General features: G+C 46.0%; 14 protein-coding genes and 1 pseudogene. 12 read left to right on the top strand and 3 right to left on the bottom strand.

Annotated elements, in window-relative coordinates; genetic code table 11:
* Positions 1 to 554 precede the first annotated feature (554 nt).
* Complete coding sequence (locus MsAg5_RS02530) at positions 555 to 974, bottom strand: pyridoxamine 5'-phosphate oxidase family protein (protein ID WP_338099049.1); 420 nt, start codon at positions 972 to 974, stop codon at positions 555 to 557.
* Between the two features lie 231 nt (positions 975 to 1,205).
* On the opposite strand from MsAg5_RS02530, the gene MsAg5_RS02525 reads away from it, so the two are divergent.
* The 5 genes from MsAg5_RS02525 (at position 1,206) to MsAg5_RS02505 (ending at position 8,113) form a co-directional block, all read left to right on the top strand.
* Positions 1,206 to 2,165, top strand: coding sequence for an SAM-dependent methyltransferase (locus tag MsAg5_RS02525; RefSeq protein WP_338099048.1), 960 nt, complete (start codon positions 1,206 to 1,208; stop codon positions 2,163 to 2,165).
* 156 nt (positions 2,166 to 2,321) lie between these two features.
* The gene (locus tag MsAg5_RS02520; protein ID WP_338099047.1) at positions 2,322 to 5,021 is read left to right on the top strand and encodes a DEAD/DEAH box helicase; all 2,700 of its coding nucleotides are present in this window, start codon (positions 2,322 to 2,324) and stop codon (positions 5,019 to 5,021) included.
* A 177-nt stretch (positions 5,022 to 5,198) separates the two neighbouring features.
* A complete protein-coding gene (hxlA, locus tag MsAg5_RS02515; protein ID WP_338099046.1) occupies positions 5,199 to 6,482 on the top strand; it encodes a 3-hexulose-6-phosphate synthase in 1,284 nt (427 codons plus the stop codon).
* An 82-nt stretch (positions 6,483 to 6,564) separates the two neighbouring features.
* Complete coding sequence (locus MsAg5_RS02510) at positions 6,565 to 7,719, top strand: pyridoxal-phosphate-dependent aminotransferase family protein (protein WP_338099045.1); 1,155 nt, start codon at positions 6,565 to 6,567, stop codon at positions 7,717 to 7,719.
* Between the two features lie 199 nt (positions 7,720 to 7,918).
* A complete protein-coding gene (locus tag MsAg5_RS02505) occupies positions 7,919 to 8,113 on the top strand; it encodes a hypothetical protein (protein ID WP_338099044.1) in 195 nt (64 codons plus the stop codon).
* A 207-nt stretch (positions 8,114 to 8,320) separates the two neighbouring features.
* Here MsAg5_RS02505 and MsAg5_RS02500 read toward each other — a convergent pair whose 3' ends face one another.
* Complete coding sequence (locus MsAg5_RS02500; protein ID WP_338099043.1) at positions 8,321 to 8,866, bottom strand: flavodoxin family protein; 546 nt, start codon at positions 8,864 to 8,866, stop codon at positions 8,321 to 8,323.
* 136 nt (positions 8,867 to 9,002) lie between these two features.
* Positions 9,003 to 9,494 (bottom strand): Rrf2 family transcriptional regulator, encoded by a 492-nt coding sequence (locus MsAg5_RS02495; RefSeq protein ID WP_338099042.1) that lies wholly within the window; start codon positions 9,492 to 9,494, stop codon positions 9,003 to 9,005.
* 269 nt (positions 9,495 to 9,763) lie between these two features.
* Here MsAg5_RS02495 and purD point away from each other — a divergent pair, with 269 nt between their 5' ends.
* The 7 genes and pseudogenes from purD to MsAg5_RS02460 all read left to right on the top strand — a co-directional run.
* Entirely contained in the window at positions 9,764 to 11,086 is a 1,323-nt protein-coding gene (gene purD, locus MsAg5_RS02490; RefSeq protein WP_338099041.1) for a phosphoribosylamine--glycine ligase, read from the top strand.
* 96 nt (positions 11,087 to 11,182) lie between these two features.
* Positions 11,183 to 12,097 carry an ornithine carbamoyltransferase gene (argF, locus tag MsAg5_RS02485; protein WP_338099106.1) on the top strand — a complete coding sequence of 305 codons (915 nt, stop codon included), beginning with the start codon at positions 11,183 to 11,185 and terminating at the stop codon, positions 12,095 to 12,097.
* Positions 12,098 to 12,786: 689 nt separating this feature from the next.
* A complete protein-coding gene (locus MsAg5_RS02480; RefSeq protein ID WP_338099040.1) occupies positions 12,787 to 13,239 on the top strand; it encodes a hypothetical protein in 453 nt (150 codons plus the stop codon).
* Positions 13,240 to 13,701: 462 nt separating this feature from the next.
* Positions 13,702 to 14,358: a nucleotide exchange factor GrpE gene (gene grpE, locus MsAg5_RS02475; protein ID WP_338099039.1), complete on the top strand. Its 657-nt coding sequence runs from the start codon at positions 13,702 to 13,704 to the stop codon at positions 14,356 to 14,358.
* Between the two features lie 535 nt (positions 14,359 to 14,893).
* The gene (dnaK, locus tag MsAg5_RS02470) at positions 14,894 to 16,732 is read left to right on the top strand and encodes a molecular chaperone DnaK (protein ID WP_338099038.1); all 1,839 of its coding nucleotides are present in this window, start codon (positions 14,894 to 14,896) and stop codon (positions 16,730 to 16,732) included.
* A 598-nt stretch (positions 16,733 to 17,330) separates the two neighbouring features.
* A complete protein-coding gene (gene dnaJ, locus MsAg5_RS02465) occupies positions 17,331 to 18,485 on the top strand; it encodes a molecular chaperone DnaJ (protein ID WP_338099036.1) in 1,155 nt (384 codons plus the stop codon).
* A gap of 68 nt (positions 18,486 to 18,553) precedes the next feature.
* Positions 18,554 to 18,632, top strand: a pseudogene (locus MsAg5_RS02460) (IS1595 family transposase); the annotation flags it as partial.

The raw sequence follows: 18,632 nt of genomic DNA, 5'->3' as shown, positions 1-18,632 counted from the left end.
GCGCGCGTTATCGCAACAAATTTTTAAAAAACGTCAATAAAGTGAGTTGTCGTCTCTTTTTCAAATCAAACAAATCATCCTGCAAACATTTGTTTCAAATCGAGCAAACCATCCCGCAAAATCAGACGCTTTGCGTCTGTATTTTGCGGAATCCGATCCGTCAGATGCATTCCAATTTAAAAATACTGAGTTACACCTACAGTTGACTGTTTTATAGTTGCAGTTTGCATCTACGGTTGCTAACAATACAGTTTTTTCTTGTTCCGGTTTTCAGCAGCAGGTTCCAACAATACACATGAAACTTCCCTCTGCATTACATATGTTGCTACTGCATCCAATTCTGTTCATCGTATTCCGATTAAATCAGACGCGAATCGCGTCTGATTTAATCGGGAGGGTTTGCATGGCATTTTCAAAAAACATCCACTGATTTCTAAAAACGCAAAATGAAAAAGTGCCGCCATAACGCGCGCGCCTGCCGCCCGCCAAAAAAACAAACAGAACAGAAACAAAACAGAAACAAAAAAAGGAAAATAAAAAATAAAAGACTGCAATTAAGCAATCTTTTGTCCGGCTTCTTTTCCGGAGGTGCAGTTGAACACTTCGGTGATTTTAATCCGGACGATTTGTTTCATCGGGAGACCCGGTTTCATGGTGGCGACGCGTCCGGTCATTTCCGAGTACACGTTTCCTTTGTCGGTGATTTCCACGACTTCGCCTTTCATTTGGAAGCAGCCGGTTGTTTCCGGACTCCAGACATAAATGGCGACGTGCGGGTTTTCTTTCATGTTGGCAATCGTCTTGAGGAAGAAGTTGTTCATCACGTGAATGTAGTCGTCTTTCTCGTCTTTGTCGTTGATTTCAGCGATGCCGATCGGGATGACGTTCGGGATGCCGCTCTTGGATGCGGTTGCCAAGGGAAGAACACGGACTTTTTTGATGTTTTCTTTCATTTCGGGTGTTAATTTGACCATAATTTGCCTCCGTTATGTTAAGAATCGATATGCAATAAAACAAAATAAAATGAAACGATGGATGACCGTTTTCTAAAATATATTCGTTCAGTGTTAATAAAGATTCCTTTTCCCACACAGTATTCTCTCATATTTGTCTTCCATCTCATTATTGTCTCTCGTTTGCCTTCCGTTTGTCTCCCGTTTGTCACATCATTGTCTATTTATAGAATCGGTATGGTTTTTGAACTTATGAGACTTGACAGTTATTTAGTAGAAATGGGTTTTTTCAAATCCCGCGGACGCGCCAAGAGCGCCGTCGAAGGCGGCAAGGTCACCGTCAACGGAAATGTGTGCGTCAAAGCGTCCAAAAACATCACCACGGAAGATAAAATTGACGTGGAAGAAGGGCTCGATATGCCTAAAGGCTATTTTAAATTGAAAGCCATCCAAGAACTGACAACCATTTTAAGTCCCGGCGACTACGTTTTGGATTTGGGATCCAGTGCCGGCGGCTTTATGCTTTGCGCGCTGGAATTCATCGGCCCGTCCGGTCACATTCAAGGGATTGAGTTTTCCAAGGATTTCAGAACCGAGCTCGGCAAAATCGCTTTCGAGCACAAAAACGCGGAAATCATGTTCGCCGACGTTTTTACCGTCTCGGTTGACAAAATCGCCACCGATAAGAATTCCAAAGACAAAAAATTCGACGTGCTGCTCTCCGATATGACGCTGGAGCCCAAAGATTCGCTTTTGGCGCTGTCCCGCATGTGCGTGCTTCTCAAAGACGGCGGCTGGCTTCTTCAAGTGATTAAAATCCCCAAAAACAGGTTCAAGAAATCCATTGTAAAGAAAATTGAGTCTTTTGGATTTACCGTGTCGGACGTTTTGGAACCGCAAACGCAAGAGGTTTATATCGTCGCCCAAAAAACCGGCAATCCGGTCATTGGAGGGGGTGCGGATGGCGATTTCGAAGACAATGACTCTGATTCTGAATTCGATTCCAAAAATGACGTTGAAAGCATCGCCGGGGAGTCGGAAAATATTGAATCCGAATTTGATGACGACGATGGAGATTACGAATACGACGACGAAGTCGATACGAGCACGGATTTCGTAGACATCACCGATATGGATTTTGGAGAAGATGACGACGATGATGATTTTGAAGATGGCGACGGTGATAGTGAATCGGAAGCAGATCAAAAATAATTCTTTTGATTCTGTTTTCTATTCATTTTCTCCATTTTCATATCCTCCATTTTCATTTCTTTTTATTTTATAAATCCTGAATAGTTTCATCCCGCTTGGAAAGTCTTTAAATGAAATCAAACCGTCCAATCCAAACAAAATGCTGAGGAGAATCAGATGACTGAAAAAGGCAAGAAAAAGGCAGACACAGATGGTGCAAATGCTGCCGACGACCCAACAAAGGAAGAGGAGCTTTATCTTCCGGTTAGTGAGCTTGCCGTTTCCGAAAAGATCAGAAATTTTTACTTGGATTCCGGCATCCAATCTCTTTATCCGCCTCAATCACAAGCGGTTTTGGCCGGTCTTTTGGACAACAAAAATGTGATGATTTCTATTCCGACGGCGTCCGGAAAAACGCTGCTTGCGGAACTGGCGATGCTCAAAAGCATCGAAAACGGCGGTAAGGCACTTTACACTGTTCCGCTGCGCGCGCTCGCCTCTGAAAAATTCCGGCGTTTTTCAAGCTTTTCAAAAATGGATGTCAGCGCCGGTATTTCGACCGGCGATTTGGACTCGGCGGATGAATATTTAGGATCTAACGACATCATTGTCGCCACATCCGAAAAAGTGGACTCGCTCATCCGAAACGAAACCCGATGGCTGCAACATATTTCCGTCGTGATTTTAGACGAAGTGCATCTGATCGATTCGCCGGACCGCGGCCCCACGCTTGAAATTATTATCACAAAACTGCGCCGCATCAATCCGGAAATGCAGATCATCGCCCTGTCGGCCACCATTCAAAACTCCGGTGAAGTCGCCGAGTGGCTGAACGCCTCCCACGTCGTGAGCAGCTGGCGCCCGACAAAGCTTTACGAAGGCGTTTATTTTGACGGCGTCTACAAAGCGAAAGTTCAAAAGCCGTCTTTAAATGCTAAAAATAATCTGAAATCTTCTAAATATTCAAAAAATTCAAAAACGTCTAAAACCGAAAAAAAATCAGTTGATGCTGACAAAGGCGAAACTGAAATCAAAATTGATCTTCCGGAAGATCCCGATAGCTGTATTGAAAAGGAAATCAAGCAAATCTATATCGGTAAACTTCCCGAAGCGGCTGTTTCGCTGGTCGCGGACGTCATTTCGGACAGCGGCCAATGTTTGGTTTTTGAAAGCAGCCGGAAAAATGCCGTCGGTTTCGCTAAAAAAGCGGCGCCGGTCGTTTCCTCTTTGCTCAAGCCGTCCGAAAAAGATGAATTGGCGGAAATCGCCGCTGGAATCACGGAAGGCAGCGACACGGATATTGCCGTTGTTTTGGCCAACTGCATTCTGCACGGAACGGCTTTTCACCATGCCGGGCTCACGGCCGAGCAGCGGGAAACGGTGGAAACGTCCTTTTTGGCCGGCAAAATCAAAATGATTTCCTCCACACCGACGTTAGCGGCCGGCCTGAACCTGCCGGCCCGGCGGGTTATTATCCGCAGCTGGCGGCGTTATGATTCCGACAGCGGCATGCAGCCGATTCCGGTGATGGAATACAAACAAATGGCCGGGCGCGCCGGCCGTCCGCATTTGGATCCTTACGGAGAATCCGTCCTCATCGCGTCCAAAGAAGACGATGTGGACATGCTGACGGAACGTTTCATCGAAGCGCCGCCCGAAAACATTGAGTCCAAACTCGGCGCGGAAAATATGGTTCGAACGCACGTTCTGTCAACGATTGCCAACGGATTCGCCGATACGCGGGAAAAGCTGCTGGAATTTTTCAAAGGAACGTTTTTTGCGCATCAGCGGGGACTGATGAGTACGATTGCGCTCAGCACCTTGATTGACAAATGTCTTGACTTTTTGATTGAAAACGAGATGAGTCAAGAGAAACGAAAGAATGCCGACGCCGTGTCGGAAGCGCTTGATTCGGGTCCGGCCTCGTCTCCGTTCCAAACTGCCGACAAAATAAGCAAATCTTATACGAATTTTAACGGCCGATCGGATGCCGTTTTGATACCGACGACGCTGGGGTCATTGGTTTCAAAACTGTATATTGACCCGCTGTCGGCGACAACGCTTTTGGATGGCGTTCTCAAATCCAAAGAAGGCGGCGGCGATCCGGCCGTGATCGGCTTTTTGCATCTGATTTGTCAAACGCCGGATATGAAATTGCTTTACATGCGATCGAGCGATTATGAATGGGTTCAGGAATTTATTGCCGACAACATTGAACATTTCATTTCGGTTCCCGAAACCACAAAGCCGGCCGAATACGAATGGTTTATGGGCGAAGTCAAGACTGCCGTTTTGCTTTACCGCTGGATTTCGGAAACGCCGGAAAACGATATTTCCAAAGAGTTTGACGTCGGCGAAGGCGACATCCGGAATTTTTCGGAAACTGCCGGCTGGATGGCCAACGCGGCTTCCCGCCTCTGTCAATTGTGTGGATTTAAATCGGAAGCAGCCGCATTGTCTGATTTGGAACTTCGGCTTCAATACGGCGCGTCGGTGGACTTGTTGTCGCTTTTGAAAATCCGTGGTATCGGCCGCGTCCGCGCCCGGAAACTTTACAACGCCGGATTTAAGTCAAAAGACATGCTCAAAAAATCCGATTATGTCACGGTGGCCGGGTTGGTCGGACCAAAAATTGCGGAGCAAATTTACAAGGAAACCGGAATGGCGATTGATCCGGAAGATTTGAAAAATCAGAAGAAGCGAAAGGAACGGCTGAAATCGCCTCAAAGCGTCGGTTTATCTGCTAAAATTATTGATGTCGACGCCGGCGAAACCGTTTCCGCTCCGGCGGGGGTAAATTCGGAGACAAACGGCGATCCGGCAGCGTCCAAACCCAAAAAAACTCAGCGCCGGTTTGATGAATTTTTCAATGATTGAAACGATTTTTATAAAAAGTTTTATCATCTGCTTTTATTTTATTTTGTATTTAATTCATATTTAATTTATATTTAATTTGAATTCATTAATTGAATTTAATTTGTATTTTATGACATAATTCTTTGAGAATAACCCTTTTCGGTTATTTTTTTCAAAATCAAACTCAGAAGGAATATCATGGTACTTATCCAAGTGGCTTTGGATCTCGTCGAATTGGACCGCGCGCTTTTGATCGCTCAAGAAGCCGTTCTCGGCGGCGCAGATTGGATTGAAGCCGGCACGCCGTTAATTAAAAGCGAAGGCATGAACGCCGTTCGAAAACTTCGGGAAGCGTTTCCCGGAAAAACGATCCTGGCAGACATGAAGACGATGGACGCCGGTGCGGTTGAAGTGGAGATGGCGGCCAAATCCGGCGCCGACGTTGTCGCGATTTTGGGGCGGGCGGACGACGCCGTTATTTCGGAATCTTTGGAATCGGCCAGAAAATACGGCGTCCGGTTGATGGTCGATTTGATTTCGGTCGACGATCCTGTTGCCCGTTCTCAGGAACTGGTGGCGTTAGGTGTTGATTTGATTAACGTTCACGTCGGCATCGACCAACAAATGACCGGAAAATCGCCGCTGGAAACGCTGGCTCAAATCTCAAAGGAAATTGACGCGGAAATTGCGGTGGCGGGCGGTCTGAAGCCGGAAACGGCGCGAAACGCCGCTGCCATGGGCGCCGGTATTGTGATTGTCGGGTCTTATATCATTCATTCCGATAACGTCACGCAATCGGCCAAAGAGATTCGCCAAGCCGTAGACAATGCCGGTTCTGTTCCGGATTCCGGTAAAAAATCGCAGGAAGATGAAATTTTCGAGATCTTTTGGCGCGTGTCGTCGTCCAACATTTCCGACGCCATGCACCGGAAGGGCGCGATGTGCGGCATTTCCACTTTGTTTCCCGGAAGAAAAATCGTCGGGCGCGCGGTGACGGTTCGGACGCTGGGCGGGGACTGGGCCAAACCGGTGGAAGCGATTGATTTGTGCGGCAAAACCGATGTTTTGGTCATTTTCAACAGCGACCGGAATATTGCTATGTGGGGCGGGTTGGCGACGAAAACGGCGGTCAATCGCGGCATCGCGGGGCTTGTCGTCGACGGCGCGGTTCGGGATATGCACGAAATCAAAACCTTCGACCTTCCGGTTTTCGCCGCGAACGTGGTTCCGAATGCCGGCGATCCGAAAGGGTTGGGCGAGATCAATTGCGAAATCACCTGCGGCGGTCAAATTGTCAATCCGCGGGATTTCATTGTCGCGGACGACAGCGGCGTTGTGGTCATTCCGAAGGAGCGGGCTTACGAAATTGCGCGCCGGTCGGAAGAAGTTTGGAAAAAGGAAAAGCGGATTTCGGATGAAATCGATAAAGGAAAGTCGATGTCTTCCGTTTTGGAACTTTTGAAGTGGGAAAAACAAAAGTAACGACCCGTCCATCTTCGAAATCATAACTACTTAATCATAAATTATAAAATAATTACTCAAATAAAATTCGGGGGACACTCATATGTTAAAAAAACAGCTTCCGCTTTTGATGACGCCCGGACCGACGCAGGTTCGGGAAAACGTTCGGCTGGCTTGTTCGGCGGAAATGACCAATCCGGATTTGGATCCGGATTTTTTTGATTTTTACAAAGACACCTGCGACCGCTTGTCCCGGTTCTTGCACACTCAAAATCAGGTCTTGATTTTGAGCGGCGAGGGCATGCTGGGTCTTGATGGCGTTTGCGTGTCGCTGGCGGAACCCGGCGACCGCGTCCTGATCATTGAAAACGGCATTTTCGGGGAAGGATTCGTCGATTTAGTGAACCTTTACGGCGCTGAGCCTGTTTTTTTCCACGGCGCGCGCGACCGGGAAATTGACGCCGCCGCTTTAGCCGCCTTTTTGGAAAATGATTCCGATTTTAAATTCGCGACCATCGTCCACTGCGATACGCCGTCCGGCGTCTTAAACGACTTAAAGGCGCTTTGCCCGCTTCTGAAATCGTACGGCATTTTAACGGTGGTCGACGCGGTTTCGTCCATGGTCGGCGAAGACATTTTCGTTGACGACTGGACGGTGGACATTTGTATCGGCGCGTCTCAAAAAGGATTTTCGGCGCCGCCGGGACTCACATTTTTGAGCGTCAGTCCGGACGCCTGGTCGGCAATGGAAAAAAGAAAGACGCCGATCGCATCCTTTTACGGGAATTTGTTGATTTGGAAAAACTATTATGCGGACTTTTGGTTCCCGTATTCACCACCATCCAACAGCATTTATGCGATTTCGGTGGCGTTGTCCAACGTTGAAGCGGAACCCGGAATTGTTAAACGGCATGCCGATTTGGCGCAGGCGACGCGGGTTGCTGCTCAAAAAGCCGGCTTGTCCCTTCACCTGAAAAGCGGTTACTGCAACACGGTGACGGCCATTAATGCGCCGGCCGGCATTGACGGCGATGAATTGGTACAGCAAATTCTGGACGACGACAACATACTCATCGGCGGCTGCTTCGGCTATTTGAAAGGAAAAGTATTTCGGATCGGTCACATGGGTGAAAACGCCAAAGCGGAAAACGTCGCCAAGGCGTTGGCGGCTGTTCAAAAAGCTTTGAAAAAGAACGGCGTTGAATTAAAAACAGATTTAGAAGCTTCTTTTTGGGAAGAATATGAGAAATTGAAATAATTTCTCTTTTTCTTCTGTCTTTTATCTTTATTTTCGTTTTCTTTTTTGGCGGGCAGCACGCGCGCGTTATCGCGACACATTTTCTTTTTGCGTTTTTTAAAACCCAAGGGGTTGCTTTTTGGAAACGTCCGTAAATCTTCACGCTTAAACAGACGCAAAGCGTCTGTTTAAGCGGATGTTGCCGGACGGAAAGATACTGTTGGAAAACAGAGCCGGAAAACTGAGCAAAGCAACATGTGTATTTTCAGTAACTGTAGGTGCATATTGGAGCAAGGATGCAACTGTATTGTTGGAAATGGCAGGTGCATATTGGAGCAAGGATACAACTGTATTGTTGGAAACGGTAGGTGCAAATCGTAACTTTAAAACAGTCACCCGTTGGTGCAAATTCTAACTATAAAATAGTCACCCGTTGGTGCAAATCGTAATTTTGAAACAGTCACCTGTCAGTGCAATTTGAACTGAAAATTGAAATGACGGCTGCAATTTAAAAATAGAATATAATGCCGGGTATTCAATTCAGCCGGATAAAACTGTATCCGGCTGAATCAACCTCAGAGTTTTGGATATGAAAAAAGTATAAAATCATTCACGTTTGGAATTACAATGTATCGAACATTTTTCTTTCCAACGCAACGGCGCTTTCCACTTCGGCCGGATTGGCTTTCACGTCGCCGACGGAAACGAATTTGCCGACGTTTTGGAATCCGAGCATGCCGGCCACTTGATCGTATTTGGCCAAATTCGACTCAAAGGCGGCGCGGTTGGGCGTGTTTTGAGAGTAAATGAACGCGACTTTTTTGCCGGCGGGGATTCTGCTTTTGAATTGAGCGTCGACGCAGGAGTAAAGGCGGTCAATGAAAAGTTTTTCCTGAGCGGTAATGTCATAGAAATAAACCGGACTTCCGATGATGATGCCGTCAGCGGATTTGATTTCGGCAATGACGCTTGCGAAATCGTCTTTTTGAACGCATTCCTCGTGGGTTTTGCAGTAGTTGCAGCCTTTGCAGGGTTTGATGTCGAGTTTCGCCAAGTCCAAGTGTTTTGTTTCGGCGCCTTTTGACGCGGCGTCTTCTAACATTTTTGTGACAAGCGTGTTGGTGTTGCCGGCCGCGCGCGGGCTGGCTGTGAGTCCGATCATTTTCATTTGTTCCACCTCATGAAATACAATATCGTATTCAATTTAATCAATTAATTCTAACAGAACAGTTAAAACGTTCATTAAAAAGTTAAAACCACGGTTGTAACAATTATTGTTACAACATAACATAATGATTTTTCTTTTATTTAACTTTTTGGCTCAAATCATCGATCAAAGATTGAACGGTGGCTTCTTTGAGTGAGTTTTCCATCGTTTTTTGAATTCCTTGAAGTTGTTCGTCAATCACGGTGTGAATGTAACAACACCCGCTTGCGTCTTCGCAATTTTCCGGCATTTGACATCCGGGATTGCATTTCGGGCAAGCCAGCGGACAATTTTCATCCGGCTGACGGTGAACATTAAAAAGAGAACTGTCGTCGACGGCCTCAACGGCTTGGTAAACGTCAAAAAGTGTGATTTCGTTTGGCGGTTTGGCCAGCGTCGCGCCGCCTTCTCCGCTTTTGACATCGACGATGCCGGCTTTTTTGAGCTGGCCGAGCGTTTTTCGGATCACGGCGGGATTGACGTTCACACAAGATGAGATAAATTCCGACGTCATTTTTTGCCGGCTTTCGAGAAGAGCGACGCACAAAAGCGTATGAATCGCAATACTGAAGCGGCTGGCAATTTGCATGTTTTTCTCCCGGCTGTTATTTGAAAAATAATTGTTCAATTTCCATTGATTTTTAATAACATCAACGGTGGATTTCTATTTATCATTTATCTCTTCGGTAATCTTAAATAGATAAAACGGATTTATTCCATCCTCAATCTATTTTGTATCAATATTGAACTCCGTCGGAACAATTTTATAAATTCTCAGTTTTTTAAAATGTTATCCATTAAGATGAGATTATTTAATTTTTCCAAACGGACTTTTTTCATAATCATGGGGAATTATCGATGAAAATTTTATTGGTCGGCGGCGGCGGTCGTGAACATGCGATCGCGGCGGCCGTTAAAAGAAGCCCGCAAAAACCGCTTTTATATTCGGTCATGTCGAAGAAAAATCCGGGTATTTTTGCGCTGGCGGAAGAAACGTTGATTGCGGATGAAAAGGATGCGGCGAAAATTGCCGAATTCGCGAAAAGCAAAGGCATCGACATGGCGTTCGTCGGCCCGGAAGCCCCGCTTTCGGCCGGTGTTTCGGACGCGCTTTGGAACGCCGGCGTTCCGACCGTCGGTCCCAAAAAGAGCTGCGCCAAAATCGAAACCGACAAAGCGTGGGCCCGTAAATTCATTGAAAAATGGGGCATCGACGGCAACCCGAAATACGCCGTCTTTTCCGAATACGAACCGGCTGCGGCATTTATTGACGAACTCGGCGACGTCGCCGTGAAACCCGCCGGCTTAACGGGCGGAAAAGGCGTTAAAGTGATGGGCGACCAGCTTCCCGACACGAATGCGGCGAAAGAATACACGAAAGAAGTTTTAAAATCCGACAGCGTTGTCATTGAAGAACGTTTTATCGGCGAAGAATTTACGCTTCAGGCGTTTGTCGACGGCAAGCATTTGGCTTTCTGTCCGACGGCGCAGGACCACAAACGGGCGTATGAAGGCGACATCGGACCGAACACGGGCGGCATGGGCGCGTACACCAACGCCGGCAAATTGCTTCCGTTTTTGACGCCGGAAGAATATGACGCGGCCAAGAAAATTATGCAGGACACCGTCAACTGTTTCTCCAAAGAAACCGGCGAAGAATTCAAAGGAATCCTTTACGGTCAGTTTATTTTGACCAAAAACGGTCCGAAATTGATTGAATACAACGCCCGCTTCGGCGACCCGGAAGCCATGAACGTGCTCTCGATTTTGGAATCGGACATGGTGGAAATTATGAAGGCGGTCGTTTCGGGAACGCTCGACAAGATTCAGGTGCGTTTTTCGGACAAAGCGACGGTGTGCAAATACGCGGTTCCCGAAGGCTATCCGGACAAACCGATGGCGGATATGGAATTGAAAATCGATGGCGGCACCGAAAAGAAAGGCGAGTATATCATTTATTATTCCAGCGTTTATGAAAAAGACGGCAAAATTTTCACCACCGGCTCCCGCGCCATCGGCGTCGTCGGTTTTGGAAAGACGATTTCCGACGCTGAAAAGATTGCTCAGGATCTTTTGGACACCAATATTCACGGCAAGATGTTTTTCAGAAGAGATATCGGTACCCCGGAATTGGTGCAGAAAAGAATTGACCACATGGATGAGATTCGGTCGCAGAAGTAAAATGACGATCATCGATTCAGTAAACGGATTCAGTAAATCAATTCATTAATTTAATTATTTTATGAACAACACTCACTTATCATTTACAGGAGGCTTATTATGAAAGATTTGATTTCAATGGCGGATTTGTCTTTGGAAGATATTCGCGAGATTTTGGATCTGGCGGCTGAAATTAAGGAAAAGAGAAGCCAGGGAAAGATTATTGACCATCTCCGGAACAAAAGTTTGGGCATGATTTTTGAAAAATCGTCAACTCGGACGCGTGTTTCTTTTGAGGTCGGCATGAACGATTTGGGCGGCCACGCGATTTATTTAAATTCAAACGACATTCAAATCGGCCGCGGCGAGTCTGTTGAAGACACGGCGCGCGTTCTTTCCCGCTACCTTCACGGCATCATCGCGCGCGTTTATTCGCACGACACCTTGGTCAAACTCGGCGCCAACGCCTCCATTCCGGTCATCAACGCACTGTCGGACGAGGAGCACCCGTGCCAGGTTTTGGCGGATTTGCTGACCATTAAGGAATACAAAAACAAGATTTCCGATATGAAATTCGTTTGGGTCGGCGACGGCAACAACGTTTGTAATTCTCTGATGCTTGCCTGCGCGATCGTCGGCATGGAAATCGTTGTCGCCTGTCCGAAAGGATACGAGCCCGACGAGCGGTATGTGATCAAAACCAAGGAACTCGGCGGCGTTTTAACGATTACGGACAATCCGTTGGAAGCGGCCAAAAACGCGGACGTTTTGTACACCGACGTTTGGGTGTCCATGGGCGACGAAGCTGAAGAAGAAAAGCGTCTCCGGGACTTTGCCGGCTTCCAAATCAATGAAGAATTGATTGCCGTTTCAAAGCCGGACGTTATTGTGATGCACTGCCTGCCGGCGCACCGCGGTCTTGAAATTTCCGCCGGCGCGCTCGAAGGTCCGCACTCGGTCGTTTTCGACCAAGCGGAAAACCGGCTGCACGCCCAAAAGGCTGTTTTGCTGAAATTGATGGCAGGGGAATAATTCTTCTGCCTTTTATTTTTTATTTTTCTATTTTTGGCGGGCGGCAGGCGCGCGCGTTATGGCGTCCATTTTTGTTTTGCATTTTTGAAAAATGTGTGGGCGGGTTTTGTTTCGCTTATTTCAATTGAGTGGTTATTTTTTCATATTATTTTCATTTTGTTCAGACTTGTTTTTTATTCTCTCAAGCAAACCATCCCGCTTAAACAGACGCAAAGCGTCTGTTTAAGCGGATACTGTGAACGATTGGAATTGGGATAGCTGAAAGTAGATGCATATTGGAACAAGTGGTTATGTGTATTGTTGGAAAACAAATGGTGCAAATCGGATCAGGAATTATGTGTATTGTTGGAAACAGTAGATGTAATCTGAAATCTAAAAATAGTGAACTGTAGGTGCAATCTGCAATCTAAAAACAGTCACCCGTAGGTGCAATCTGAAATTTGAAAATATCCCACAATTAATTTCCTATTTATTTCCGTTTGTTCTTAAAATTCCGAATCTGCTGTGTCCTTTATATCCGTGAACTACTTATATATGGAGAATATAGTTACTTGTCAGGATATTTATATATGTAAACTCCGTATACGTTTTGCTTTGCCACAAGCAATTTGAGTTTATATTAAATATGATGTTTTTCATTTTCACGCACATTCATTTCGTTTATTTCATTTCCAATTTCCGATTCAAAGGTGGTGTTTCTCATCGCAGCCAAGAGATATTCTAATCGTTCCAATCAAAGAAGTTCCTTTCATGTCCCCTCCTTCAAAAACAATTACGTGAAGACTTTCGCTCTCTCTTTGGTGATGGCCTTTTTCATGGTCTTTACCTTGTATGGTTTATACGGCATGCTGGCCGTTCGCGACATTCCGATTCCGTATGCTGTCGCTTTGCTGATTTTCGCCGTTCTTTTCGTGATCGGTTACGAATTTTTCGATTCCCGGCTCGCCAACAAAAAATCGGCTCTTGCCGTCGGATTTGTCTTTTCGCTTTTCCTGACAATCGTTTTAATCGCGCTCATCAACTTTGGTTTAATGGCTTACCACGGCGACGTCACCGGCATCGGCTGGGAGAAATTCATTATTGCCTTCGCCGTTTGTTTAATCATTTCGGTTTTGCTGCTGAAATATGCGGAAAATTATTGATCTTGAATGCTTTGACGGTGTCAAAGCATTTTTCACTTTTTTGTTTTTCCTGAATTTTATCTGCTTTGATACTTTTTGATTTTTCGATTTATTTGCCTTTATTTTCTTTTTTTATCTTTGTTTTTCCTTTTTTATCTTTTATTTTCACTTTTCTTATCCTTTGTTTCACTTTTTTATTTCACTTTCTATTTTTTACTTCTTTCTCTTCATTTCTTTTCTGAGTTAACCGATAAATTTATTTAATATATTTTTATTTATGAATTTATATTTAAATTTGTGATTATTAGTCATAATCTTCGATTTTATCCGAACAATATCATTAAAAATCAGATACTAACCTAAAGTTAATATTTTATCCGATTGTTTTATTTTTTGAAAAAATTAAAAATAATAGAAATATTTAAATACTAAAACTACGTTTTGAGTTCTGTTTAACTCTAAGGATTAAGAGGCTGTAAAAACATGGTACACAAAAAAGAAGATGAAACGTGTTATTCTGATGCGCCGCCGGAAGAAGAATTTGAGGCGGAAGCGGATGACGACCTTGACATGTGCGGCGAATGCGGCGGCACGGGACAGGTCCCCCATCCCGCAAAAGGCCGCAAGTCCAAAAAGGACAAAAAGAGCGGACAGAGTGACGCGGAATCTTTGTTGGCGGAAGAAAACGCCGCTTTAAAACAACGCGTGGATGATTTAACCAACAAATATCTTATGATGGCTGCCGATTTTGAAAACTATCGGAAGCGCAGCGCAAAGCAAATGGAAGAATCCCGGAAGTTTGCGTTAGAACCGATCGTCAAAGAACTGATTGAAGTGGCCGACAACTTTGAACGCGCTGTCCTGTCCACCGAAAAGAACGGCAAAACCCATGACGAATCATTGCTTGAAGGTTTAAAAAACACGCACCGGCAATTCATGTCCGTTTTAGAGTCTTACGGCGTTGCCCGAATTCCGGCCGAACCCGGAACCGAATTTGATCCGCATCTGCATGATTCCGTGATCCAAGTCGACACAAACGACTATCCCGACGGAACAATTGTCAATGTCTTCACGCCCGGATACACCCTTCACGGGAAAGTCATCCGTCCGTCTGTGGTCTCAGTCGCAAACAACGTTTAAATGATACATATTATACCGGCAAACGGCTGCATAATGCAACTGTTTCCGGTCTCTAATCGATCATGCAACAACATAACAAACAACAACCGAATGAAAATGATTGATCTTCAACCCAATCCACTCCAAAACCCGAATCTGTTGATTCAACAAACAAAACAAACAACAAAACAAACAACCCATAAAACCCCCAAAACAACAAAAACAACAACATTAGCCAAAACCCAAACCAAAACCCAAACAATACAAACCCTTCAAAAACCCCTTCAATCTCCAAAAATTGAACCTCAAATTAAACCCCGAAAACCGCCGAAATTCCAACCCCAATTGCTGAAATCAGAATCGATCTTAGCAATTGAAAACGGGATGCCCGTTAATACGTGATTTTCGGGTTTAATTGATGTTTCAATTTCAAATTCAGTTTCAAATTCATTTTATTAATTATTCAATAATTCAATATTCATTAAAAAAACGACTTATTCATTCAAAAATAAATTTCAAAATACAAAAATTAAAACCAAATACAGGTGAAATAAATATGGCAAAAATCTTAGGTATTGACCTCGGTACAACCAACTCTTGTATGGCAATTATGGAAGGCGGCGAACCGACCGTTCTCCCGAACGCAGAAGGCGGCAGAACCACTCCGTCCGTCGTCGGCTTTTCTAAGAAAGGCGAACGGCTCGTCGGACAAATCGCTAAAAGACAAGCAGTTTCCAACTCCCAAAATACCGTCCAATCCATTAAAAGACATATGGGCGACGCGAATTACCGTGTGACTCTCGGCGGCAAACCGTACACCCCGCAAGAGATCTCCTCCATGATTCTCCAAAAATTGAAAAACGACGCTGAAGCTTACCTCGGTGAAACAATCACCCAAGCGGTCATCACCGTTCCGGCTTACTTCAACGACGCGCAGCGGCAAGCCACCAAAGACGCCGGCACCATCGCCGGTCTTGAGGTTCTCCGTATCATCAACGAACCGACGGCAGCCGCATTGGCTTACGGCCTTGACAAAGAAGAAGGTTCCAAAGACCAGAAAATCTTCGTTTACGACTTGGGCGGCGGCACGTTCGACGTGTCGATTCTCGAACTCGGCGACGGCGTTTTCGAAGTTTTGGCCACCAACGGCGACACCCGTCTCGGCGGCGACGACTTTGACAACAGAATCGTCGACCACCTCGTGGCTGAATTCAAAAAATCCCACGGCACCGACTTGTCCAAAGACTTGGCGGCTCTCCAGCGCTTGAAAGATGCGGCCGAAAAAGCCAAAATCGAACTTTCCGGCGTCACCAGCACCAACATCAACTTACCGTTCATCGCGCTCGGACCCGACGGCGACCAACTCCACTTGGACGTGGACATCACCCGCGCCCAATTCGAGAAAATGACTGCCGACTTGCTTGACAAGACGCTCGTTTCCATGAAACAAGCCTTGAGCGACTCCAAATTAGCCATGGACAAAATCGACAAAGTCATTCTTGTCGGCGGTTCGACCAGAATGCCGGCCGTCGTTGACTTGGTCGAAAAATTCACCGGCAAAAAACCGTACAAGAACATCAACCCCGATGAAGCCGTTGCGGTCGGCGCCGCCATTCAGGCCGGCGTTTTGTCCGGCGAAATCAAAGACGTCTTGCTCCTTGACGTGATTCCGCTCACCCTCGGTATCGAAACCCTCGGCGGCGTGTCTACTCCGCTCATCGAGAGAAACACCACCATCCCGACCAAGAAGAGTCAAATCTTCTCAACCGCCGGCGACAACCAAACATCCGTTGAAATCCACGTCCTCCAAGGCGAGCGCAGTGTGGCTTCCGGCAACAAAACGCTCGGAAGATTCATTTTGGACGGCATTCCGCCGGCACCCCGCGGCATCCCCCAAGTTGAAGTGACGTTTGACATCGACGCCAACGGTATCCTCCATGTCGGCGCCAAAGATCTCGGCACCGGAAAGAAACAGTCCATCACCATCCAAAAACCGGGCGGACTCTCCGATGACGAAATCGACCGCATGGTCAAAGACGCCGAGCTTCACGCCGATGAAGACAAGCGGAAGAGAGAAGAAATCGAGACCCGCAACAACGCCGAATCTTTGATCAACGCCGCTGAAAAAGCCGTGACCCAAGCTTCCGATGTTGTTGAAGTGACCGACGACCAAAAGAAAGCCGTCGAAACCGCTGTGGCCGCTCTCAGATCCGCTCTTGAAGGCAGCGACGTCGACATGATCAAAAGCAAAACCGAAGAACTTGAAAACGCTGTTTACCCGATTTCCGAAGCAATCTACAGAAAAGCTTCCGAGGCCCAACAACAACAGCAACAACAAGGCGCCGGTCAAGCAGATGGCAACGTCGTGGACGCCGAATACGAAGACAAACAGTAACGGCATACTATATTGATGCGAACGGATTTCAAAGATTTTAAATCAAAATTTAAAATTTAAATCAAATTTAAAATCCAACGTCAAATCCGTTCACTCATACCTTCCATCATTTGAAAACCAAACAACCCCAAAACAAACAAGCAGACAACCCAAAACAAACAACAAACACACCCATAAAAAACACCCTTAAAAACGAAACACACAAAACTAAACCACAAAAAACGGAAAAACGAACCACCCCACATAAAAAAACAGTACCTGCATACACGGGACAAATTCAAAAAAAGGAGCATTCATGACGGCTCGGCTTTAAGGCCGCTTCAGCTGAATATGTCTGTTCCTTTTTTTTATTAAAAATGTTTTTATCGGATGTCTTATATTTCTCATTATTTCAGGTTCAGATAACATTTCATTTCAGATTACATTACATTTCAGATTATATTTCAGATTCAGATTACATCAGATTACATTTCAGATTTAGATCACATTTCCGTTTCAGATTCGGACCACAGCTCCGGTTCAAATTCAGACCCCATTCTGTTTCGGATAACATCCTTCTGATCATTTCTATCATTCATCATTTCACATTCTGATTATTATGACAACGAAAAAAGACTATTATGAAATCCTCGGCGTTTCCAAAGATGCGTCCGACGATGAAATTAAAAAGAAATACCGAAAACTGGCGATGGAATTCCACCCGGACCGGAACGATTCTCCCGAAGCGGAGGAAAAATTCAAGGAGATTTCGGAAGCTTACGCCGTTTTGTCAGACACCGACAAGCGCGCCACGTATGATAAATTCGGTCATGCCGGATTCGACAGCCGTTATTCTCAGGAAGACATTTTCAGAGGCGCCGACTTCAGCGATTTCGGCGACATTTTCGGCGACATTTTCGGAAACATCTTCGGTTCCGGATTCGGCGGCGCCAAACGCCGCGGTCCGCAGCGGGGAAGCGATTTACCATATGAGGTTCGTTTGTCATTTGCTGAAGCTTATCAGGGGAAAACAATCTCGATCGACGTTCAAAAAATGGCGACCTGCGACACGTGTTCCGGCTCCGGCGCCAAACCGGGCACCAGCCCGAAAACCTGTCCGGAATGCCGCGGCTCAGGTATTGTGGCCAAAACCATGCGCACGCCGTTTGGAAACATGATGACGCAATCGGCTTGTCCGACTTGCGGCGGCACGGGACAAAAAATCGAATCCCCTTGTCCGAAATGCGCCGGCAAAGGCAAAGTCAAAACGACCAAAAAGATTTCCATCACGATTCCGCCGGGTGCCGACAACGGAATGCGTATCCGCTATCCGGGCGAAGGCAATGCCGGAGACGCCGGTGCGCCGGCCGGCGACTTGTATGTGTCGGTTCGCGTGGATCCGGACCCGTATTTCAAACGTGAAGGCGACGATGTTTACACCAACGTCAACATCGATTTCGTTCAAGCGTCCTTGGGTGCTGAAATTACCGTTCGGACGATGGGCGGCGACGTCACCATGACCGTTCCGGAAGGAACGCAAACCGGAAGCACTTTCCGTTTGAAAGGCAAAGGTTTCCCGCACGTCAACAGTAAGACGACAGGCGACCAATTCGTGACCGTCAACTTGGAAATCCCGAAAAAACTGACCAAAGAACAAAGAGACCTTTTGGAACAGTACGCCAAAGTGTCGGGACTCCCGTCCGTCGGCGTGAAAGGCAAAGGTAAAAAAGACAAAGGCTTTTTCGGAAAAGTCAAAGACGCTTTGGACCAGTAATTGCTTTCAAAAATTAAAAATGGGTCACGATAAGAACAACCAAATAAAATGGTGTTCAAATCATGATCATGCAGATGAAAAACAAATACATTTACCGTTCTAAAATTTCTGAATCCAAATTTCGGCAAATTGTGAAGCTTTTTGCCT

The sequence above is a fragment of the Methanolapillus africanus genome (assembly GCF_032714475.1).
Taxonomy (GTDB): domain Archaea; phylum Halobacteriota; class Methanosarcinia; order Methanosarcinales; family Methanosarcinaceae; genus Methanolapillus; species Methanolapillus africanus.
The sequence above is the reverse complement of the archived record's forward strand: the minus strand, read 5'-3'. Positions and strand labels throughout refer to the sequence as shown.

Coding starts and splice junctions, on each gene's coding strand:
- MsAg5_RS02530 (WP_338099049.1), bottom strand. CDS start 974: ATGGTCAAATTAACACCCGAAATGAAAGAAAACATCAAAAAAGTCCGT.
- MsAg5_RS02525 (WP_338099048.1), top strand. CDS start 1,206: ATGAGACTTGACAGTTATTTAGTAGAAATGGGTTTTTTCAAATCCCGC.
- MsAg5_RS02520 (WP_338099047.1), top strand. CDS start 2,322: ATGACTGAAAAAGGCAAGAAAAAGGCAGACACAGATGGTGCAAATGCT.
- hxlA (WP_338099046.1), top strand. CDS start 5,199: ATGGTACTTATCCAAGTGGCTTTGGATCTCGTCGAATTGGACCGCGCG.
- MsAg5_RS02510 (WP_338099045.1), top strand. CDS start 6,565: ATGTTAAAAAAACAGCTTCCGCTTTTGATGACGCCCGGACCGACGCAG.
- MsAg5_RS02500 (WP_338099043.1), bottom strand. CDS start 8,866: ATGAAAATGATCGGACTCACAGCCAGCCCGCGCGCGGCCGGCAACACC.
- MsAg5_RS02495 (WP_338099042.1), bottom strand. CDS start 9,494: ATGCAAATTGCCAGCCGCTTCAGTATTGCGATTCATACGCTTTTGTGC.
- purD (WP_338099041.1), top strand. CDS start 9,764: ATGAAAATTTTATTGGTCGGCGGCGGCGGTCGTGAACATGCGATCGCG.
- grpE (WP_338099039.1), top strand. CDS start 13,702: ATGGTACACAAAAAAGAAGATGAAACGTGTTATTCTGATGCGCCGCCG.
- dnaK (WP_338099038.1), top strand. CDS start 14,894: ATGGCAAAAATCTTAGGTATTGACCTCGGTACAACCAACTCTTGTATG.
- dnaJ (WP_338099036.1), top strand. CDS start 17,331: ATGACAACGAAAAAAGACTATTATGAAATCCTCGGCGTTTCCAAAGAT.